At 45.3% G+C, this 15,888-nt stretch carries 17 protein-coding genes (1 of these 17 cut by a window edge); 10 read left to right on the top strand and 7 right to left on the bottom strand.

The window, feature by feature from the left end:
- Nucleotides 1-48: 48 nt before the first annotated feature.
- Complete coding sequence (locus tag CH367_RS03940) at nt 49-1,533, bottom strand: amidase (protein WP_100761149.1); 1,485 nt, start codon at nt 1,531-1,533, stop codon at nt 49-51.
- Between the two features lie 160 nt (nt 1,534-1,693).
- On the opposite strand from CH367_RS03940, the gene CH367_RS03945 reads away from it, so the two are divergent.
- From CH367_RS03945 to CH367_RS03960, 4 genes are all read left to right on the top strand, one after another.
- Complete coding sequence (locus CH367_RS03945) at nt 1,694-2,677, top strand: ankyrin repeat domain-containing protein (protein ID WP_100761150.1); 984 nt, start codon at nt 1,694-1,696, stop codon at nt 2,675-2,677.
- A gap of 641 nt (nt 2,678-3,318) precedes the next feature.
- A complete protein-coding gene (locus CH367_RS03950) occupies nt 3,319-4,965 on the top strand; it encodes an HsdM family class I SAM-dependent methyltransferase (protein WP_100761151.1) in 1,647 nt (548 codons plus the stop codon).
- A gap of 152 nt (nt 4,966-5,117) precedes the next feature.
- The gene (locus tag CH367_RS03955) at nt 5,118-6,068 is read left to right on the top strand and encodes an alpha/beta fold hydrolase (RefSeq protein ID WP_100761152.1); all 951 of its coding nucleotides are present in this window, start codon (nt 5,118-5,120) and stop codon (nt 6,066-6,068) included.
- A 120-nt stretch (nt 6,069-6,188) separates the two neighbouring features.
- Nucleotides 6,189-6,848: a DUF2461 domain-containing protein gene (locus tag CH367_RS03960; RefSeq protein WP_100761153.1), complete on the top strand. Its 660-nt coding sequence runs from the start codon at nt 6,189-6,191 to the stop codon at nt 6,846-6,848.
- Between the two features lie 86 nt (nt 6,849-6,934).
- On the opposite strand, the gene CH367_RS03965 is transcribed toward CH367_RS03960, so the two are convergent.
- The 6 genes from CH367_RS03965 to CH367_RS03990 all read right to left on the bottom strand — a co-directional run bounded on the left by CH367_RS03965 (nt 6,935) and on the right by CH367_RS03990 (nt 12,072).
- A complete protein-coding gene (locus CH367_RS03965; RefSeq protein WP_100761154.1) occupies nt 6,935-7,834 on the bottom strand; it encodes a hypothetical protein in 900 nt (299 codons plus the stop codon).
- A 171-nt stretch (nt 7,835-8,005) separates the two neighbouring features.
- Nucleotides 8,006-9,961: a CASTOR/POLLUX-related putative ion channel gene (locus tag CH367_RS03970; protein WP_208861972.1), complete on the bottom strand. Its 1,956-nt coding sequence runs from the start codon at nt 9,959-9,961 to the stop codon at nt 8,006-8,008.
- A gap of 75 nt (nt 9,962-10,036) precedes the next feature.
- On the bottom strand, nt 10,037-10,462 hold the full coding sequence (locus CH367_RS03975) for a DUF3995 domain-containing protein (protein WP_100761155.1): 426 nt from the start codon (nt 10,460-10,462) through the stop codon (nt 10,037-10,039).
- Between the two features lie 7 nt (nt 10,463-10,469).
- Nucleotides 10,470-10,925 (bottom strand): MarR family winged helix-turn-helix transcriptional regulator, encoded by a 456-nt coding sequence (locus tag CH367_RS03980; RefSeq protein WP_100761156.1) that lies wholly within the window; start codon nt 10,923-10,925, stop codon nt 10,470-10,472.
- Between the two features lie 31 nt (nt 10,926-10,956).
- Nucleotides 10,957-11,421: a MaoC family dehydratase gene (locus tag CH367_RS03985; RefSeq protein ID WP_100761157.1), complete on the bottom strand. Its 465-nt coding sequence runs from the start codon at nt 11,419-11,421 to the stop codon at nt 10,957-10,959.
- Between the two features lie 12 nt (nt 11,422-11,433).
- Complete coding sequence (locus tag CH367_RS03990; protein ID WP_425268784.1) at nt 11,434-12,072, bottom strand: hypothetical protein; 639 nt, start codon at nt 12,070-12,072, stop codon at nt 11,434-11,436.
- Between the two features lie 215 nt (nt 12,073-12,287).
- Between CH367_RS03990 and CH367_RS03995 the strand changes: the two genes are divergently transcribed.
- The 6 genes in view from CH367_RS03995 to nuoF are tightly spaced (at most 14 nt apart) and all read left to right on the top strand, a layout consistent with a single transcriptional unit that may run on beyond the window.
- Nucleotides 12,288-12,665, top strand: a complete 378-nt coding sequence (locus CH367_RS03995) for an NADH-quinone oxidoreductase subunit A (protein WP_100761158.1) — start codon at nt 12,288-12,290, stop codon at nt 12,663-12,665.
- A complete protein-coding gene (locus CH367_RS04000) occupies nt 12,656-13,216 on the top strand; it encodes an NADH-quinone oxidoreductase subunit B (RefSeq protein ID WP_100761159.1) in 561 nt (186 codons plus the stop codon). The genes CH367_RS03995 and CH367_RS04000 overlap by 10 nt, the downstream gene beginning before the upstream one ends.
- Nucleotides 13,213-13,746 carry an NADH-quinone oxidoreductase subunit C gene (locus CH367_RS04005; RefSeq protein ID WP_100761160.1) on the top strand — a complete coding sequence of 178 codons (534 nt, stop codon included), beginning with the start codon at nt 13,213-13,215 and terminating at the stop codon, nt 13,744-13,746. The genes CH367_RS04000 and CH367_RS04005 overlap by 4 nt, the downstream gene beginning before the upstream one ends.
- 1 nt (nt 13,747) lies before the next feature.
- Nucleotides 13,748-14,965, top strand: a complete 1,218-nt coding sequence (gene nuoD / locus CH367_RS04010; RefSeq protein WP_100761161.1) for an NADH dehydrogenase (quinone) subunit D — start codon at nt 13,748-13,750, stop codon at nt 14,963-14,965.
- Nucleotides 14,965-15,444: an NADH-quinone oxidoreductase subunit NuoE gene (gene nuoE / locus CH367_RS04015; RefSeq protein ID WP_100761162.1), complete on the top strand. Its 480-nt coding sequence runs from the start codon at nt 14,965-14,967 to the stop codon at nt 15,442-15,444. Before nuoD ends, nuoE begins: the two co-directional genes overlap by 1 nt.
- Nucleotides 15,445-15,458: 14 nt before the next feature.
- A protein-coding gene (gene nuoF, locus CH367_RS04020; RefSeq protein WP_100761163.1) for an NADH-quinone oxidoreductase subunit NuoF crosses the window boundary here: on the top strand, nt 15,459-15,888 show its 5' portion. The gene runs 905 nt beyond the window's last position; only the first 430 of its 1,335 coding nucleotides appear in the window; its start codon is at nt 15,459-15,461; the stop codon falls past the right edge of the window.

Below are 15,888 nucleotides of genomic sequence, written 5' to 3' on the forward strand. Positions count from 1 at the left end.
TTTGAGAAATAAGATTATTTTTGAATATTTAACTTTTTGAATCCATTCTTACTTATGATTCGACCAAGGAGCCGCCTTTTCCAACTGAGCGCTGAGACGAAACAAAATATCCTCTCGTCTTCTCGCCGCGGTGAACTGCAAACCCAAAGGAAGTTGATCGCTCGTTTGACCGAGAGGAATCGAAACCGAAGGTTGGCCGGTAAGATTTGCGAGTTGAGTAAACGGAGTGCGGGAAAGACTTTTTTCCACGAGTTCGTCGACGAGTCCCGAAGCGAGAAGCATTCTTCCCAAACCAAGACGACCCACAACCTGCATCGCGATTTTTTCACCGAGTTTCGGTTCGAGTTCTCCGATCTTTGCGGGAGGCATCGCCGTAGTAGGCGTTAGATATACGTCGTAAGTTTCGTGAAAGGTTTCCATTGCGAGAGCGGCCTTGTCCCATTCTTGTAAGTTGAGAACGAATTCTCCGGCGGAAACGGTTCTGCCGAGCAAAGCCAAAATCCATGTGACGGATTCTACGTCTCCCATTCTTGCTTTTCTTCCGAGAATCGGTTCGAGATTTTTCATCTGAGCGGCCATCTCTCCGAAATACATCGTGATAAACGCGCGTCCGATCGCACGACCATCTACGGGAGCGTCCTTCTCTTCCACCTTATGACCGAGAGAATGTAGAAGTTTCGCCGTATGAACCACCGATTCCACACAATCCGGATGAACGGGAGCTCCGATCGGAGATTGAGTGGAGAATGCGATTCGCAACTTGCCCGGAGGTTTTTTGAGTTCGGCCGTATAACTCGTCTTAGGCGAATCAAAGGAGAACGCTCCCGCGTTTTCGATTCCGCCTAACGCGTCCAAAAATGCCGCGCTGTCTCTGACCGTTCTGGAAAGAACGTGATCGACGGAAGCGCCTTGCCAGAATCTTCCGAAATACGGACCGACCGGTGTTCTTCCCCGAGTCGGTTTGAGACCGAATAACCCGCAATAGGCGGCGGGAATTCGAATCGATCCTCCTCCGTCGGAAGCGGTTGCGACTGGAACCATTCCCGAGGCGACCGCCGCGGCCGAACCTCCGGAAGAACCGCCTGGAGTTCTTTCCAAGTTCCAAGGATTTCTAGTAGGACCGTGAAACTTCGGTTCGGTGATTCCCATCAAAGCGAACTCGGGTACGTTCGTTTGTCCGAGAAAAATCGTTCCCGCGTTCTTGAGTCTTTTTACGAACTCGGAATCCACGGGAGAAATATAATTGCGATACGACTTCGAACCCGAGGTAAGGGGAGCGCCTCCGATGGAATGAACGATATCCTTGATTAAAATCGGAACACCTCGAAACGGACCGTCCGCAAGTTTGGACTTCGCGGTCTTTCTTGCTTCTTCATAAAAGCGAGTGATGACGGCGTTTAACCCGGGATTGATGGATTCGATTCTTTCGATTGCGGATTCGACGAGTTCGCTCGGATGAACCGATTTTTTGCGGACCAAATCCGCGAGTCCCGTGGCGTCGTAATACGTATATTCTTTAAAGGATTGTGGCATGAGAGAAACTCCGAAAACAAGTAGGAACCCCGACGAGAAGAAAGGGTCAAGATAAAAAGGGCGTTTTTAGGATTCCGGTAAAAAGCGGGTCCGAAAAATGTGGATATACACTCCGTAAAAAATCCGATTCAATATTATAAGATGGTCTATAGATAAAGCGATGATTTCAAGAATTCATAAACTTCCTTGTTTCTTTTTGATTTTCCCGATTTTTCTATTGGCCGATCCGGCGTTGGACAGCGAGTTTTTAAGATCCGTTCAAGAAGGGGATCCTAAAAAAACCGAGCTGTTGATCCGCGCGGGAGCGACGGTGGACGCCTCCGATTCCAGAGGAAAAACAGCGTTGATGATCGCAGATCATAGACCGGAAGTCGCCGAAGTGTTGATCCGTGCGGGAGCGAACGTGAACGCGCAGGACAAGGACGGAAGTTCGGTGATCTCGGAAAGTTTATCCGGGCTTTTGGACGTAAAGGTTCTCGACATAGACGATCTCGCGGTTCCCAAACGATTGATCGAATCGGGAGCTAAGTTGGAATACCTTTCCAAGATCGACGATACGAAGACGGTTCCGGTTTCGTTATTAAACATGGCGATCCGTCACGGGAATCTCGTGCTCGTTCAATTCCTCGTGGACAATCACGCCGACGTAAATTTTGACAAGGGCAATCCGGAAGAATTTCCGCTTTTCCTTGCGTGTGGAGCCGGATCTTCTTCGGCGCATTATCCGATCGTTGAGTTTCTTTTGAAGAACAACGCGAAGTCGGATTATACGAGCCGTCTTCATGAAAAGAATCAGGACGGCAAACAGATTCAAGTCGGAGCGGACAACGCTCTTCATTTTCTTTCGGAAGAATCCGACGCGGATCTGAGAATATCCGAACTGCTCGTAAAAACCGGAACGAATCTCAATCATAGAAACGCGGAAGGAATTTCTCCTCTCTTACAAGCCATTCTTAGAAAGCGAATCGTATTAGCCGAAAAACTGATCGAACTCGGAGCCGATCCGAATCTTTCCGACATACACGGAAGAAACCCGTTGGAAGAGGCCCGCAGACAAAAATTCGATTCTCTGGAAACTTTAATCCTAAAAAAAATCGGAAACAAGGATAACGGGGATAAAAGTCCTCAAGCCTTCGCTCGTTAAGCTTAAACACCACTTGATGCGACACCATGTCGCATTAATATAATTCGTATTAATTAAAATATGCTACAAGTCCTTAAGACGTTACGTGACCTTTCTTATACCATAATCTCCGTATAAATGTAAATATAGATCATATTCTCGGGTTCAATGTCTTAATTCGTTTTCTTTTGCAACCGGCGTATACGTTGTTTGCATATCGATCTTTTTTCTAAGACGGCTTGTCACAGAAACCGACTTCTGAATCTTCAAAAAAACGAATAAAGGATTTGGAACGGTTTTAAATTTAGAAAAACTCGATCTTTACCTTTCCGATTTAAACCGAGGTGTATTGATAAACGAAGTAATCTATAATACGACTAACGGAATGGTATTAGATCATAATACGCTCGATTCATTCAGAGATAGATTCGTATACGTTTATTTTAAATGTCCGCTTAAAAAGAATCCACGAAGTCTAAAATATAAATAGATAGTATACTGATTGTTCGCCTAACACACGTAAACTAATGTAAATAATTTACTGGTTGTTTGCTTCTAAGGTTCTGAAACTTTTGTCTTTAATCGATGTTAAAGATCGAGACTTGTAAGCAGAAAAAATCGATTTCGTTTGAACGGCGAAGAATCGGAATTGCACGGTATAGATGTCACCAGGGGTAAACTCAAAAAATAAGAATAAATATCTAGGACAGTTTTTTACACCCGAAAGGGTCGCGGATTTCCTGGTAGATTGGGTTCTGGGGGCCGAGAGAATCACCTCCTCGGACGATCCAGAGCGTATACACCGTATACTCGATCCTGCGATAGGAAACGGAATTTTTTTTGAAAGCATACTCGATAAACTCCCCAACATTAATGCGGAATGGGTCGGCTTCGATCTGGATCTGCAATGTCTGAACTCGAGCAGACAAGCCCTTGAAAATAGAATTTCAAAAACTAGTATACTAAACTTTTACGATCGAGACTTCCTCTTGCAGAAAGAGGATCAGAAGTTCGATATCATTCTCTGCAACCCTCCTTACAGAAAGATCAGCGATAAGAATTATTCCAAAGAATTGATTCAGCAGTTCGCAGGTCGATCCGACAGGAAACTTCCCGGAACCGCAAACCTTTACGTTTTCTTTTTATTAAAATGTTTGAATATGATCGATCGAGGGGGCAGGGCGGCCTTTCTTGTTCCCCAGGATTTTTTCAATTCCGGTTACGGGGTTTTTATCAAGTCCGCTTTGCAGGAATCCGGTTTGTTGCATTCCTTATTTTTACTTTCGCCTCAGGACAGCCTTTTCGACGAGGCGGTGACGAGTTCCTGCATCGTTCTATTAGAAAATTCTGATAAAGTAAAGAAGTCCGGCTTTCAATGGACTAGGTTGAAACCCGGATTTTTTTCGGATAAGTCCAGACTGCCCGCGGGTTCGGTGGAATCGATTCAGACGGACTGGATTCCGTTTCCGGATCCGGAAGCGAAATGGAGTCCGATCTTTCACAGACTGGAAAAGAAAATCCAATCGGGTGAAAAAAGAACGGATACGGAAAAAGAAAACTTGGGGAATTACGTTCCCTTGTCCCATTTCGGGAAGTTTACGAGGGGAATCGCCACGGGAGACAACGATTTCTTTTTGTTCACGAAGGAGATGGTCGAAGCGTCCGGAATCCCCGAAAAACATTTCAAGGCCTGTATTCCAAAATCTCAATATGCAAGAAACAAAATATTCTTATACGAGGATTGGGAAGAATTGAGTAGAAAAGGAGCCAAGGTCTGGCTTCTCGACGTGAAACTGGAATACGATCCGAACGATTCTCACGCGTTACAAAGTCATCTTCAGTCAGGAATTACAAGAGGGGTTCATCAAAGATTTCTTCCTTCTCGTAGAAAGAATTGGTATACTCAGGAATCCAAATCGGCTTGTCCGATTCTTGCTTCCAGTTTTCATAGAACCGAAATTCGGATCGTAAGAAATTTCAGCAACGTGGTTCATCTCACTTGTTTTCACGGATTCAATCCCGCACCGGGAATGGAAGAATGGGTGGACCCTTTGTATGCGTACTTGATCTCTTCGGTTTCCAAAAAGGATTTGGAAACGAGAAGAAGGGAATATGCAAGAGGTCTCTGGAAAGCGGAACCCGGAGATTTGAATTCGTTGTGGGTTCCCGATTTCAGAAAACTGGGAATGCCGATTATCAACGAACTCGGAAATCTCGTTTCCGAATTGAAACTCGTGCGTTTTTCGTCCGAGAAAGAAATTTCCATTCTTCAGAGAATCGATTCCATCTTTAAAGACGGATCGATCTGATTCTTTTTTAAAAAATCCAGAAGCTCCATTCTCCTTAAGTCCAGTGGCCTTTTGTCGGAAAAAATCTTTTCCGGTCGGTAAATTTGTTCTTTACGGGCTTAGAAACTGATTGATATGTCATTCTAAAATTTGAAAAATTTAGGTGAGAATGTATGAAACAAATTCCCAGTTTTCAGTTCAGAACGACCGTTCTTCTTTTGTCCGTTTTTTTGAGTTCCTGCAGATTTTTAGGAATCGGTTCGATTCCGATCGATGTTCTTAAATCGAAATACGCCAATTCCGAATCCGAATTCGTTCAGATCGGCAAAGTCAATCTTCATTACAGAGACGAGGGGCAGGGGCCCGCGATCATTCTTTTGCACGGTGTTTGTGCATCCTTACATACTTGGGACGATTGGACCGCGTCTCTCAAAGGTAAATATAGAATCATTCGTTTGGATCTTCCGGGTCACGGTTTGACCGGGATCGACGGAGATCTTTCCGTTTTGGATCCGATCGAAGGGGTTCAACTTTTGGAAGAATTCAGAAAACGTCTGGGTTTGGAAAAATTTTATTTAGTAGGGAACTCGATGGGAGGTTATATTTCTTGGAACTATTCTCTTTCGTATCCTAGTCGAGTGGAGAAGATGGTTTTGATCGACGCCGCGGGTTATGCTCAACCCTTACCCGAACTCATCGCGTTCGGCAGTCATCCTCTTGTAAGACCGGTCGCTAAACTTTCCACTCCGAGTTTTCTTGTGGGCCGCGGAATCAGTCAGGCTTACGGAGATCCTTCCAAACTCAAAGACGATGTGAAAGAAAGATACGTGGATCTTTCGATGAGAGAAGGGAACCGAGAAGCGATCGCGAGAATCTTTCAGATCGCTCGTGAAAAATTTTTAAACCCGGATATCTCGAAAAGAATCACTGAGGTTACGACTCCCACTTTGGTTATGTGGGGAACCGAAGATCATTGGTTGAAATACGAATACTTTCCGAACTGGAAGCGTGATTTGAAAAACGCGAAGTTCGCGGTTTACGAAGGTGCGGGTCATATTCCGATGGAGGAGATTCCGGATCGTACCGCTAAGGACTTGGATTCTTTTCTTTCGGGCGTTTATTAAATTTCGAAGGAATTCTTTTGTGAGCGCGGCGGTTGTCATCGAGCCGCTTGCGTTTTATAGAATCGTTTTTGACTTGATCGGGAAGATAGGAAATACGATTCTTATGCGAAAGGTTTTTTCATGTTACATCCCTCCACTCTCGACTTTCTTAAAAAATTAGCGAAGAATAACAACAAACCCTGGTTGGAAAAGAATAAGGATTCGTTTACGGAAGCGAAAACCGATTTCGAAAATCTGATCACCGAACTGATCTTCGGTCTTGCAAAGGTGAATCCAGCTTTGACTGGTGTGGATCCGAAAAAATGTATCTTTCGCATTTATAGGGACGTTCGTTTTTCCAAAAACAAGGAACCCTATAAAACCAATTTCGGTGCGAGCATCGGAGCTTCCGGAAAAGATTTAGGCCGTCCTCTTTTTTACATTCACGTTCAACCGGGCAACGAATCCTTTATCGCGGGCGGTTTATATATGCCCGAAACTAAGATTCTTCGCACGGTGCGGGAATCTATTTTAGAAGATTCTAAAATTCTAAAGAAGATTATCCAAGATAAGAAGTTTGTCGCTGAGTTCGGAGGTCTTTCGGATATGAAGTTAAAAACCGCTCCGAAAGGTTTTTCAAAGGATCATCCCGATCTTTCTTTGATCCAATATACGAGTTATATCGTGGAAAGAAAAGTGAACGACGCGGACCTGACTTCCAAAAACTTCGTCAAGAATACGATCGAATCGTTTAAGATACTTCAGCCGTTTCTAAAGTATTTGGACGGATTGGTTCTTTAAACGCCGCCCATCGGAAGGAAAAGGCGTTTAAAGGGTTCGGTTTCGTTTTGCGGATTTTGTAAAATCCGCTTTCGATTTCGAAACGATCATTCTCCCGTTCCGTAGATTTTATTCGGAGTGACCTTGGCGGGTTTTAAGGTGCAGTCTTCGCTTAACAACATAATCCTTTCCGCTTCGTAAGCGGTTCTGTTGCTCGCACAGAGCGAGAAGTTTCGGTTGTAATTTGCGATCGCAAATATAAAACCTTTGGTTCGAATCGCGTCGATACATCGATTCATAGAATCGGTGGTATACGTTTTCGATTTTTCGATTCCCATCGCTTCGATAAAAATCAGATGGGATGTAAATAGGTTAAGCCCCGCGGGAGAGACGCCGCTCGTTGTGCTCGAGTTCGGAAACGCTCCGGTCGCGTTGTAATCCACTTGCAGTGTATAATCCTGCCCGGTCGCTCCTTCGCAACCTATGTATACGGCATCCCAAGGATTGGATGCGATCGTTCGGCTGACTGCGTTCGTTCCAGTTACAAGAGGTATGGTGATTCCGCCCGGAAAGAAACTGTTGTTCATCGTTTCATCCACTCCGTAACTGATCTTACAAGCCGCCGCGCCCGTGAGCTGTGAGAATTGTCCGTAGAGAAACACGTTATTCGTAAAAACAAAAACGTCCTTGTCCGTCGGACTGGAAATATTGCCGGTTATTTTTGCTCTTGAGAATTGTGGGTATTGAAGCGATATCGATTGTGCGGTCGAATACGTTTCGTTCGGATTGGTGTCGTTCGTCAAGGAGTAGGGCGTCGAATTGTCCGTGCCCACATTACAGGTTGTATTGTTGATTTTAGGACTACCGAAACTTTCGAACGTGGAAATGACGGAGATCTCTTTGGAGATTCTTTCGATCGCGTCCTTGCCGCTTACTATATCGATTTTATCGCTCTGACATCCGGTGCAGAGTAGAATGAGGAGGATCGTAATTTTCGCTTTTTTCATAAAATCCGTTCTCTGATTCTTTTACGCTTCTTGTCATTTTGAACAGACAAGGAGAACGGATTTTTTAATTGGAAATATCTTTTTTTACGGAAGTCGCATTAAATGTTTCTGATGCTTACGTTTCAAAAGCGTTGCAGAAACTCAGTAACCTCGCTTCCTATTGGCGCGAGGTTACGTTTGATCTTCCGCTAAGACGATCAGGTTGTCATCCGGGCCGACCGTAAAGTTCGTATCCTTGAGGGGGATTAGGTGAACCCCATAACCCTTTTCCTCTTCCAATTCCTCGGAAGCGATTCGAATTCCAAAACAGGTTTCTCCTCGTTTTAAGGCCGCGCTTGCACAATCCGCAAAACTCAAGGTCTGTGGAAGATGATCGAAATACAAGGACGCGGGTTTGAGATAGATCTCGCTTCCTTCCGGGCTGAATAGATTTTCGTAAATTCTCATTACGTCCGGTTCCTGCGAAACCTGAGCCATCATCTTCGAAACGAATTGATTGGAAATGAGGAAGTCCTTCACACCGGTTTCAAGCACGATCTCCGTATTTTCGGAATTCATGATTTCGGTGATCAACTGAGTGGAAGGTTGATTGCCCGTTTTGAAAGAGTATCTTTTGAAGTATTGTCTGAAACGAAGCAAAAGAGAAATCGTCTGTGCGTCTACTTCTTCAATATTCTCCTTTTCCTCGGCTAAGAATATTACGGAATCGTAAGATTCGGGAGCGAGACGTTTCATCACCGATTCCTGCGAAAGATCCGCCTGAAAGGAACGAAGGGTGATCTTAGGATATTTTTTCTTCAATCGAAGAACTGTGGATTTGAATTCGTCGTCGATCTGTTTTACGAGAATGTCGATTGTCGAACCGGGAGAAACGAACTTTGCGTATTCTTCCACGATCAACGGGCTTTTCGAATTCCATCCCACGATCAATTGTTTGTCGACCGGGTTGTTCTTTTTCTTTTTAGGAAGAGCGAAGTCCTTCGGACTTGCGACCGCCGATTCCGAATAACGGATCTTGGAATCGTCTTCCGCGAGAAGAATCGCGTCCTCCGCGTCGCTCGGAACGTAATCCGAGGGCGGATTCAAAATGATTTCTCCGTCCTCTTTGCGAAAACCCAACGGAACCGATTCGTTAAACCGAAATGAAATTTGTCGATGATCGAGACCGTTCCATCCGGAAGAAGGTTTGTAAAAGTAGATCTCGTCTCCTTCGAACCCGACGAGGTTGGAATATACGACCGCGAGTCCGGAGGTTCTTGAAGTTTGTACGAGAAGTTTTGCGAGAATGTTTCTTTCATCCATTACTTGGATCGAAGAGGAAAGTTCCTGCGCGATCATTCTGTTTTCTTCGTTGTAGAGTTCGGCGACGATCGGAGGAAGTTCTTTTCCATGACCAAGCGCGACTAACGCCATCAAGGATTTTAAAACCTTCGCGTCCCCGATGTTTCTTCCGTCCTTACCGTCTTCCTCTCCGGATGAATTCAGAACCAAAACGGACTTCGCTTCTCCCGCGTTCACCTTTCTCAAAGAATGAAGACTGGAAGGAGTTCCGGAACGTGTGATGATCTTCGTGGTTTTTCTTTCTTCGAGATTTTCGGAAAGATAATCGTCCATGACTTCCTTGTCTTCCTCGGCGAGTATTACCACAACCGCTCTCGATTCGGAAGAATTGGCTTCGATCAATTCCTTGATGATTTCCACGACCCGAACTCCGAAACCGAGAATGATCGTATGATCTTTTTCTAATACGTCGCTTTTTCCTTTTCTCAAGTCCTGGATTTTCTGATCGAACTGATTCGTGATGAACGCAACCAAACTCGAAAAGAGTACCAACCCCAAAAAGACCGTGAGAATTCCGGTAGTTTTATTGAACCAGTTCGATTCTCCGTCTTCCGCGACGGCGCCCGCGTCGGAGATCTGCAGGAATACCCTCCATAAAAATTCTCCCTTTCCTTGGATGGATTCGTCCGGAAAAATCAGTCCGCCTAACAAACGAAATACGGAGAGGGTCACAAACGCGATTAAGAATAACGTGATCAGAGCTACGAAAACCGAACCCCCGCCTCTGGACATGAAGTTGTCGAAATGATACCGAAGTTTATCCGAAAATTTATGGTTTGATTTCATGGATGAAGAATGGAAATCAAAGCCCGGTTTTTATCAAATGGAAAATAAATTCTTTCTGAAAAATAAGAACGGTTTTTAGAGACTGGAAACGAACAACAAAAGGGAGAGTATAAGGCAAAGGGGAGAATAGTATAGGTCGTCGTATTTCGAGAAATTGGTTCCTCGGATCTTTTTGAAAAAGCCCACGAGTTTGAAATCCCCGACGGCTCTGAGCAAGAACACGAACGATAAGAACGTGGTTCCGTATTCCAAGAGGTTGTGAAAAATTCCGAGCGGAGTCTGCATTCTGAGTCCGATCGGAAACAAGGCGGCAAGAAATAACAGGATTCCCACCGTTGCGGTGGTTAGTTTCCCCGGTTGAAAAGCCGGTTTACCCTTTACTTCCGGTATTGCCCGATTCTTTCCCTTGGCTCCTCCCGCCACCCAATAAAAATGAAATCCGGATAGTATGAAGAGTATCACACCGGAAATCCAAGAAGTTATTTGAGCGATCGGTTCCATGGAAAGTTTACTGAAGGAGATCCACCGTGGCGGACTCGGGGTTTTGATTTTGATACAACTTCATCAGAAGCCGCACCAATTCCCTTTTTTCGTTTTCGGTAAATCCTTTGTATAGATTGTTCACGAGCGATCTGGAAATTCCGAGTAGTACAGGGCGAACGGAATACGCCTTGTTCGTAAGTTCCAGATGCACGATTCTCTGATCTTCGGGATCTCTCGTCCGTTCGACGAAACCCAACGCTTCCAACTTATCGACAAGAGCGGTTAACGTGGATTTGTCTCGGTTGATCATCTTCGCGATCTCCTGCATCTGCGCTTTCTTCTTCTTGACGAGCGCGAACAGTATGTCGGCGTGCGTGGTTGTTAACGGACCTAAACCTTTTTCTTTTAACTCCAGGTTTAAGTGTCTGTGAAATTCGTCTCGAATTCTCGAGATCATATAGATGATCAGTCTAGGACTCATATTTTACCCAATTTTAGAAATTTTTTTCTGATCAGGCAAATTGATATAGATAGATTACCTCTCCTACGGCCGCCGCTTTCGTGGATCCTTCGGTTTCAAAAGTCATCTTCAGAGTCATTCTCGCCGTACCTCTTAGGTCCTTCAGCTCGATCAACTCCGCTCTAATTCTCAACTTGCTTCCTACTTTTACGGGCTCTAAAAACCGAAGTTTCTCCATCCCGTAATTGATCCCCATCTTAATATTCTTTAATTCTAATATTTGAGATAAGAGGTAGGGTGCCATGGACAAGGTAAGATATCCGTGAGCGATCGTTCCTCCGAACGGAGATTCCTTTGAGGCCCTATCCGGGTCGGTGTGAATCCACTGATGATCCAGGGTCGCGTCGGCGAACTTGTTCACCTGCTCCTGAGTCACTGTGTGATAATCGGATACTCCGATTTCCTTTCCCGTATAGGCTTCTAGTTCGGCAAAACTGGACAATACTACCTTAGCCATGTTTTTCTCCTTTTACTCCGTTTTATTTTTTAATTTTTCAGTAAGCTGTTCAAAGATTTCGGACTCGAGAATGGAGATATCGATATTGTCCTGAAGACCTCGGGCTTTACCCGAGTAGATCGCCTTCCAGAGAATTTCGCCGTTATCCACATCCATCGCTTTGACCGTGACTTCCATCACCGAATTACCGGAAGCGGTTCCGAAATCCGTCATGTCCGTAAAGACGACAACGTCGCCTTTGAGTTGTTTTGCGATTTGAATTCCTCTTTCCTCGCTGAAGGAATTCTCCGCCGCAAAAGCGGTGCGGTATTGTTTTTCCGCGTTGTATTTGTCCTGCACCTTTCCGCCGTATTCGAGAATGGTGAGTTCCAGTTTTTCATAACTTCTGGATTCTAAGAATTTTTTCTGATCCGCGTTTTGGTTTTTCATCAACCAGCCGGTTCGAATCTGGACCGGAAAAATCACGTGTCTCGATTTTTTGTCCGGCGTAAAACCTTTTCGAACGAACACCGTTCCGAAGATGAAGTTTTTCGAGGAAGCACACTGTACGAATACGAAAAAGAATAGAATGAATGCGCCGAAAATTCTCGGGAAAGAGGGGATGGGGCTCCCGTTCGGGAAAAAAGTAAATGCGATGCGAGGAGCGGACAATTTGTTTTCCCTTCTGTTCCTTTACTACCAGTAGTCAGACAAGCCATTTGTCCATCCGTTTTTTCAGGTTTTACGCGGCAGAATTCGACGTATAAACGAAATCCTAATTTAGGATATTTTTATTTTTGGGTTCGGAATAACGGCTTGTGTTCCGTCCGAGTTTGATCGCTAAATTGATTGACAGGCTATATGCAAACGGGAGTCTAATAGTAGCTATGGATAGCGCTCCCGAGCACCTTGGCCCTTTATTGATTCAATTCTTACTCGGAGTCGGATTCTCCGCTCTGATTCTTACCCTTGCCATACTCATCGGACCGAAAAAAAAGTCCAAACCCCAAGATACGTTCGAATGCGGGGTTCAATACTATGGGGATGCGAGAGGACTTTTCAACATCAAGTTTTATCTCGTCGCCGTATTATTCATTTTGTTTGATATAGAAGCGGTTTTTCTTTTTCCGTATGCGGTCAATCTGATCGGATTTAAGAACGCGGGAATCGGAATTTTTCTCATAGTAGAAATGTTTGTGTTTGTCCTCACTCTGGTCGTAGGTTTATACTATATCTGGAAAAAAGGAGCCTTGGAATGGGATTGAGTGATTTGAGTAAAGCCCCGGGCCAAGCGCTGGGGGATATGGTTCAACTCGGAAGTATCGAGTCCGTAATCCAGTGGGGAAGAAGTTATTCTCTTTGGCCTTATCCGTTCGCGACCGCTTGTTGCGGAATCGAATACATGAGTACCGCTTGTTCCGATTACGATATCGCCCGCTTCGGAGCGGAACGACCTTCGTTTTCTCCGCGTCAGGCGGATATGATTCTGGTGCTCGGCACGATCACTTACAAGATGGCGCCCGTACTTCGTCAGATTTACGATCAAATGGCGGAACCTAAGTTCGTCATCAGCGTGGGAGCCTGCGCTTCTTCGGGTGGAATGTTTAATACGTACGGAGTTTTACAAGGAGTGGATCGGATTCTTCCCGTCGACGTTTATGTTCCGGGATGTCCGCCGAGACCGGAAGCGATCTTGGACGCCCTTATGAAATTACAGGCGAAACTGAAAACCCAGGGGCTGGAAGCGAGACGTCAGGAAGTGATGCAGAAAATCCAGGAAATGAACGAAAGAAATAAACCCCTGGTTGTACGATGAAAGAAGAAGTAGAACGATTCCTAAAAGAAAAATTCCCTCATTTTTTGGATACGCAGACCGCGACGATCTCCAACGTCCCCGTTTTTTTTCTAAAAGCGGAGGGAGTGGTTCCCGTATTGTCCGCGTTAAAAAACGATCCAACACTCAATTATAATTTTCTAAACGATCTGACCGCGGTCGATTGGCTCGGTAAACGAGAACCTCGTTTCGAAGTCTGTTATCTTCTCCGGTCGGGAAGCAAAGGCTCGAGCAAAATCCAAATCAAGGTAAAACTCGAGGAGGGAGAATCGGTTCCGAGTATCACTTCCGTTTTTAAAGGCGCGAACTGGCCCGAGCGCGAAGTATATGATCTTTTTGGAATATCTTTTATCGGTCACCCGAGTTTGGATAGAATTCTTATGCCGGATAACTTTCAAGGACATCCTCTCAGAAAGGATTTTCCATTGGAAGGATTCGGACAGGATTATCTTATCGAAGACCTTCTTCATATCCACGTAAACGAAGACATCACCAAGGAAGGAGGAAAGTAGAATGATGTACGAAAAAACAGCCGAACATTTCGGACAGAAGTTCGCCAATCTTCCCGAAGGACATCTTCTTGTAAACTTGGGGCCGTCGCATCCCGCGACTCACGGAATTCTCCAGAACGTGATCCAACTCGACGGGGAAAGAATCGTAGAAGCCGAATCCGTAATCGGTTACGTTCACCGTTGTTTTGAAAAATTAGGAGAACGTTATACTTACAACCAGTTCCTAGTCTGCACCGATCGTATGAACTACGTTTCGACTCCGCTGAACAACATCGGTTGGATTCTCGCGGTGGAAAAGATGATGCAGATCGAAGTTCCCGATCGTGTGACCTACGTAAGAATGATCATCTCCGAACTTTCTCGGATCATGGATCATATCATCTGCACTGGAATTCTCGGAGTGGATCTCGGAGCTTTTTCGGGAATGCTTCATCTCTTTCATCACAGAGAGAACATCTATCAGGTTATCGAAAAGTTAACCGGTGCGAGATTGACCACTACCTTCTGCAGAATCGGCGGAATGGAAAGGGACATCTATCCCGAGTTCGTCAAAGAGGTTAAACTCATCTGCAAGGGGCTCAAACCCGCGATCGAAGAGTTCAACAGTCTTCTTCTAAAAAATAAAATCTTTCTTGGACGCACCGAAGGAATCGGCGGAATCTCCGCGGAAGACGCGATCTCTTACGGTTTCACGGGTCCGAATCTCCGCGCGGCCGGAGTGGATTGGGACGTTCGTAAGGACGAACCTTATATGTTTTATGATAAGGTGGATTTCGACGTTCCGATCGGAGAAGACGGTTCCGTTCTTCACAGAAGTTTGGTGAGAATGGAAGAGATGCGTCAATCGATTCGAATCATCGAACAACTCGTAGACGGAATTCCGGAAGGACCTTGGCACGCGGATCTTCCGCACGCTTATCTTCCGGAGAAGAACAAAGTCTACAACAACATGGAAGAATTGATCTATCACTTTAAGATCATCATGCACGGTGTGAAAGTTCCTCCGGGCGAACACTACATGGCAACCGAGGCGGCCAACGGAGAACTCGGATTCTACATCGTATCCGAAGGGGAAAAATCTCCTTGGAGAGTGCACGTTAGACGCCCTTGTTTCTGGTATTATCAATCCTTCTCCGAACTCGTTCGCGGAGGTCTTCTTGCGGATTCCGTCGCGACGATGAGTTCCTTGAACGTGATCGCCGGGGAGTTGGACTGCTGATGAGTTACAAGTTCAGTGCGGAATCCGAAAAAAGATTCCAGAAGATGCTCGAAGTATTTCCGGATAAACGATCCTTGATTCTTCCCTGTTTGTACATTCTGCAAAGGGAACAAGGTTTTGTGGATCAGGAAGGAATGAACTACCTCGCGGACCGTCTCGGAGATCCTATCTCTCTCGCACAAGTCTACGGGGTCGCGACATTCTACACTCTTTACAATAAGAAACCAGTCGGTAAATATCATATCCAGATCTGCGGAACCTCGAGCTGTTATCTGCAGGGAAACGATAGAATCGAAAAACATCTCTGTGATCGTTTGGGAATTCATCTCGGACAAACCACACCCGATCAAAAATTCACTTTGGAAGAAGTGGAATGTTTGGGCGCTTGCGGTTACGCTCCGATGGTGCAGATCAACGACGATTTTCACGAACAACTGACACCCGAAAAAGTGGATCAGATTCTCAACGGTTTGAACTGACAAAGGAAATCCTTATGGCAGAAATGAAACTTCTCACGAAATATATCGACAACCCGAAATCCGTCGAACTCGAATTTTACGAATCGGTTCACGGATACGACGGGATGAAAAAAGCCCTTCAGATGAAACCCGACGACATCATCGCAGAGGTGAAAAAGTCCGGACTCCGAGGAAGAGGCGGCGCGGGATTTCCGACCGGACTCAAATGGTCCTTCATCCCGAAAGACATTCCAAAACCGAAATATATCATCTGCAACGCCGACGAAGGTGAGCCGGGTACATTCAAAGATCGTAAACTGATTGAGAATATTCCGCATCAGATCATCGAAGGGATGATCATCGGAGCCAAAGCGATCGGATCGAGCAAAGGATTCTTTTACATTCGCGGAGAATTTCAGAAAGGCGCCAAAACCATGCAGAAGGCCATCGACGAGGCGTATGCAA

The sequence above is a fragment of the Leptospira barantonii genome (genome assembly GCF_002811925.1).
Lineage (GTDB): Bacteria > Spirochaetota > Leptospiria > Leptospirales > Leptospiraceae > Leptospira > Leptospira barantonii.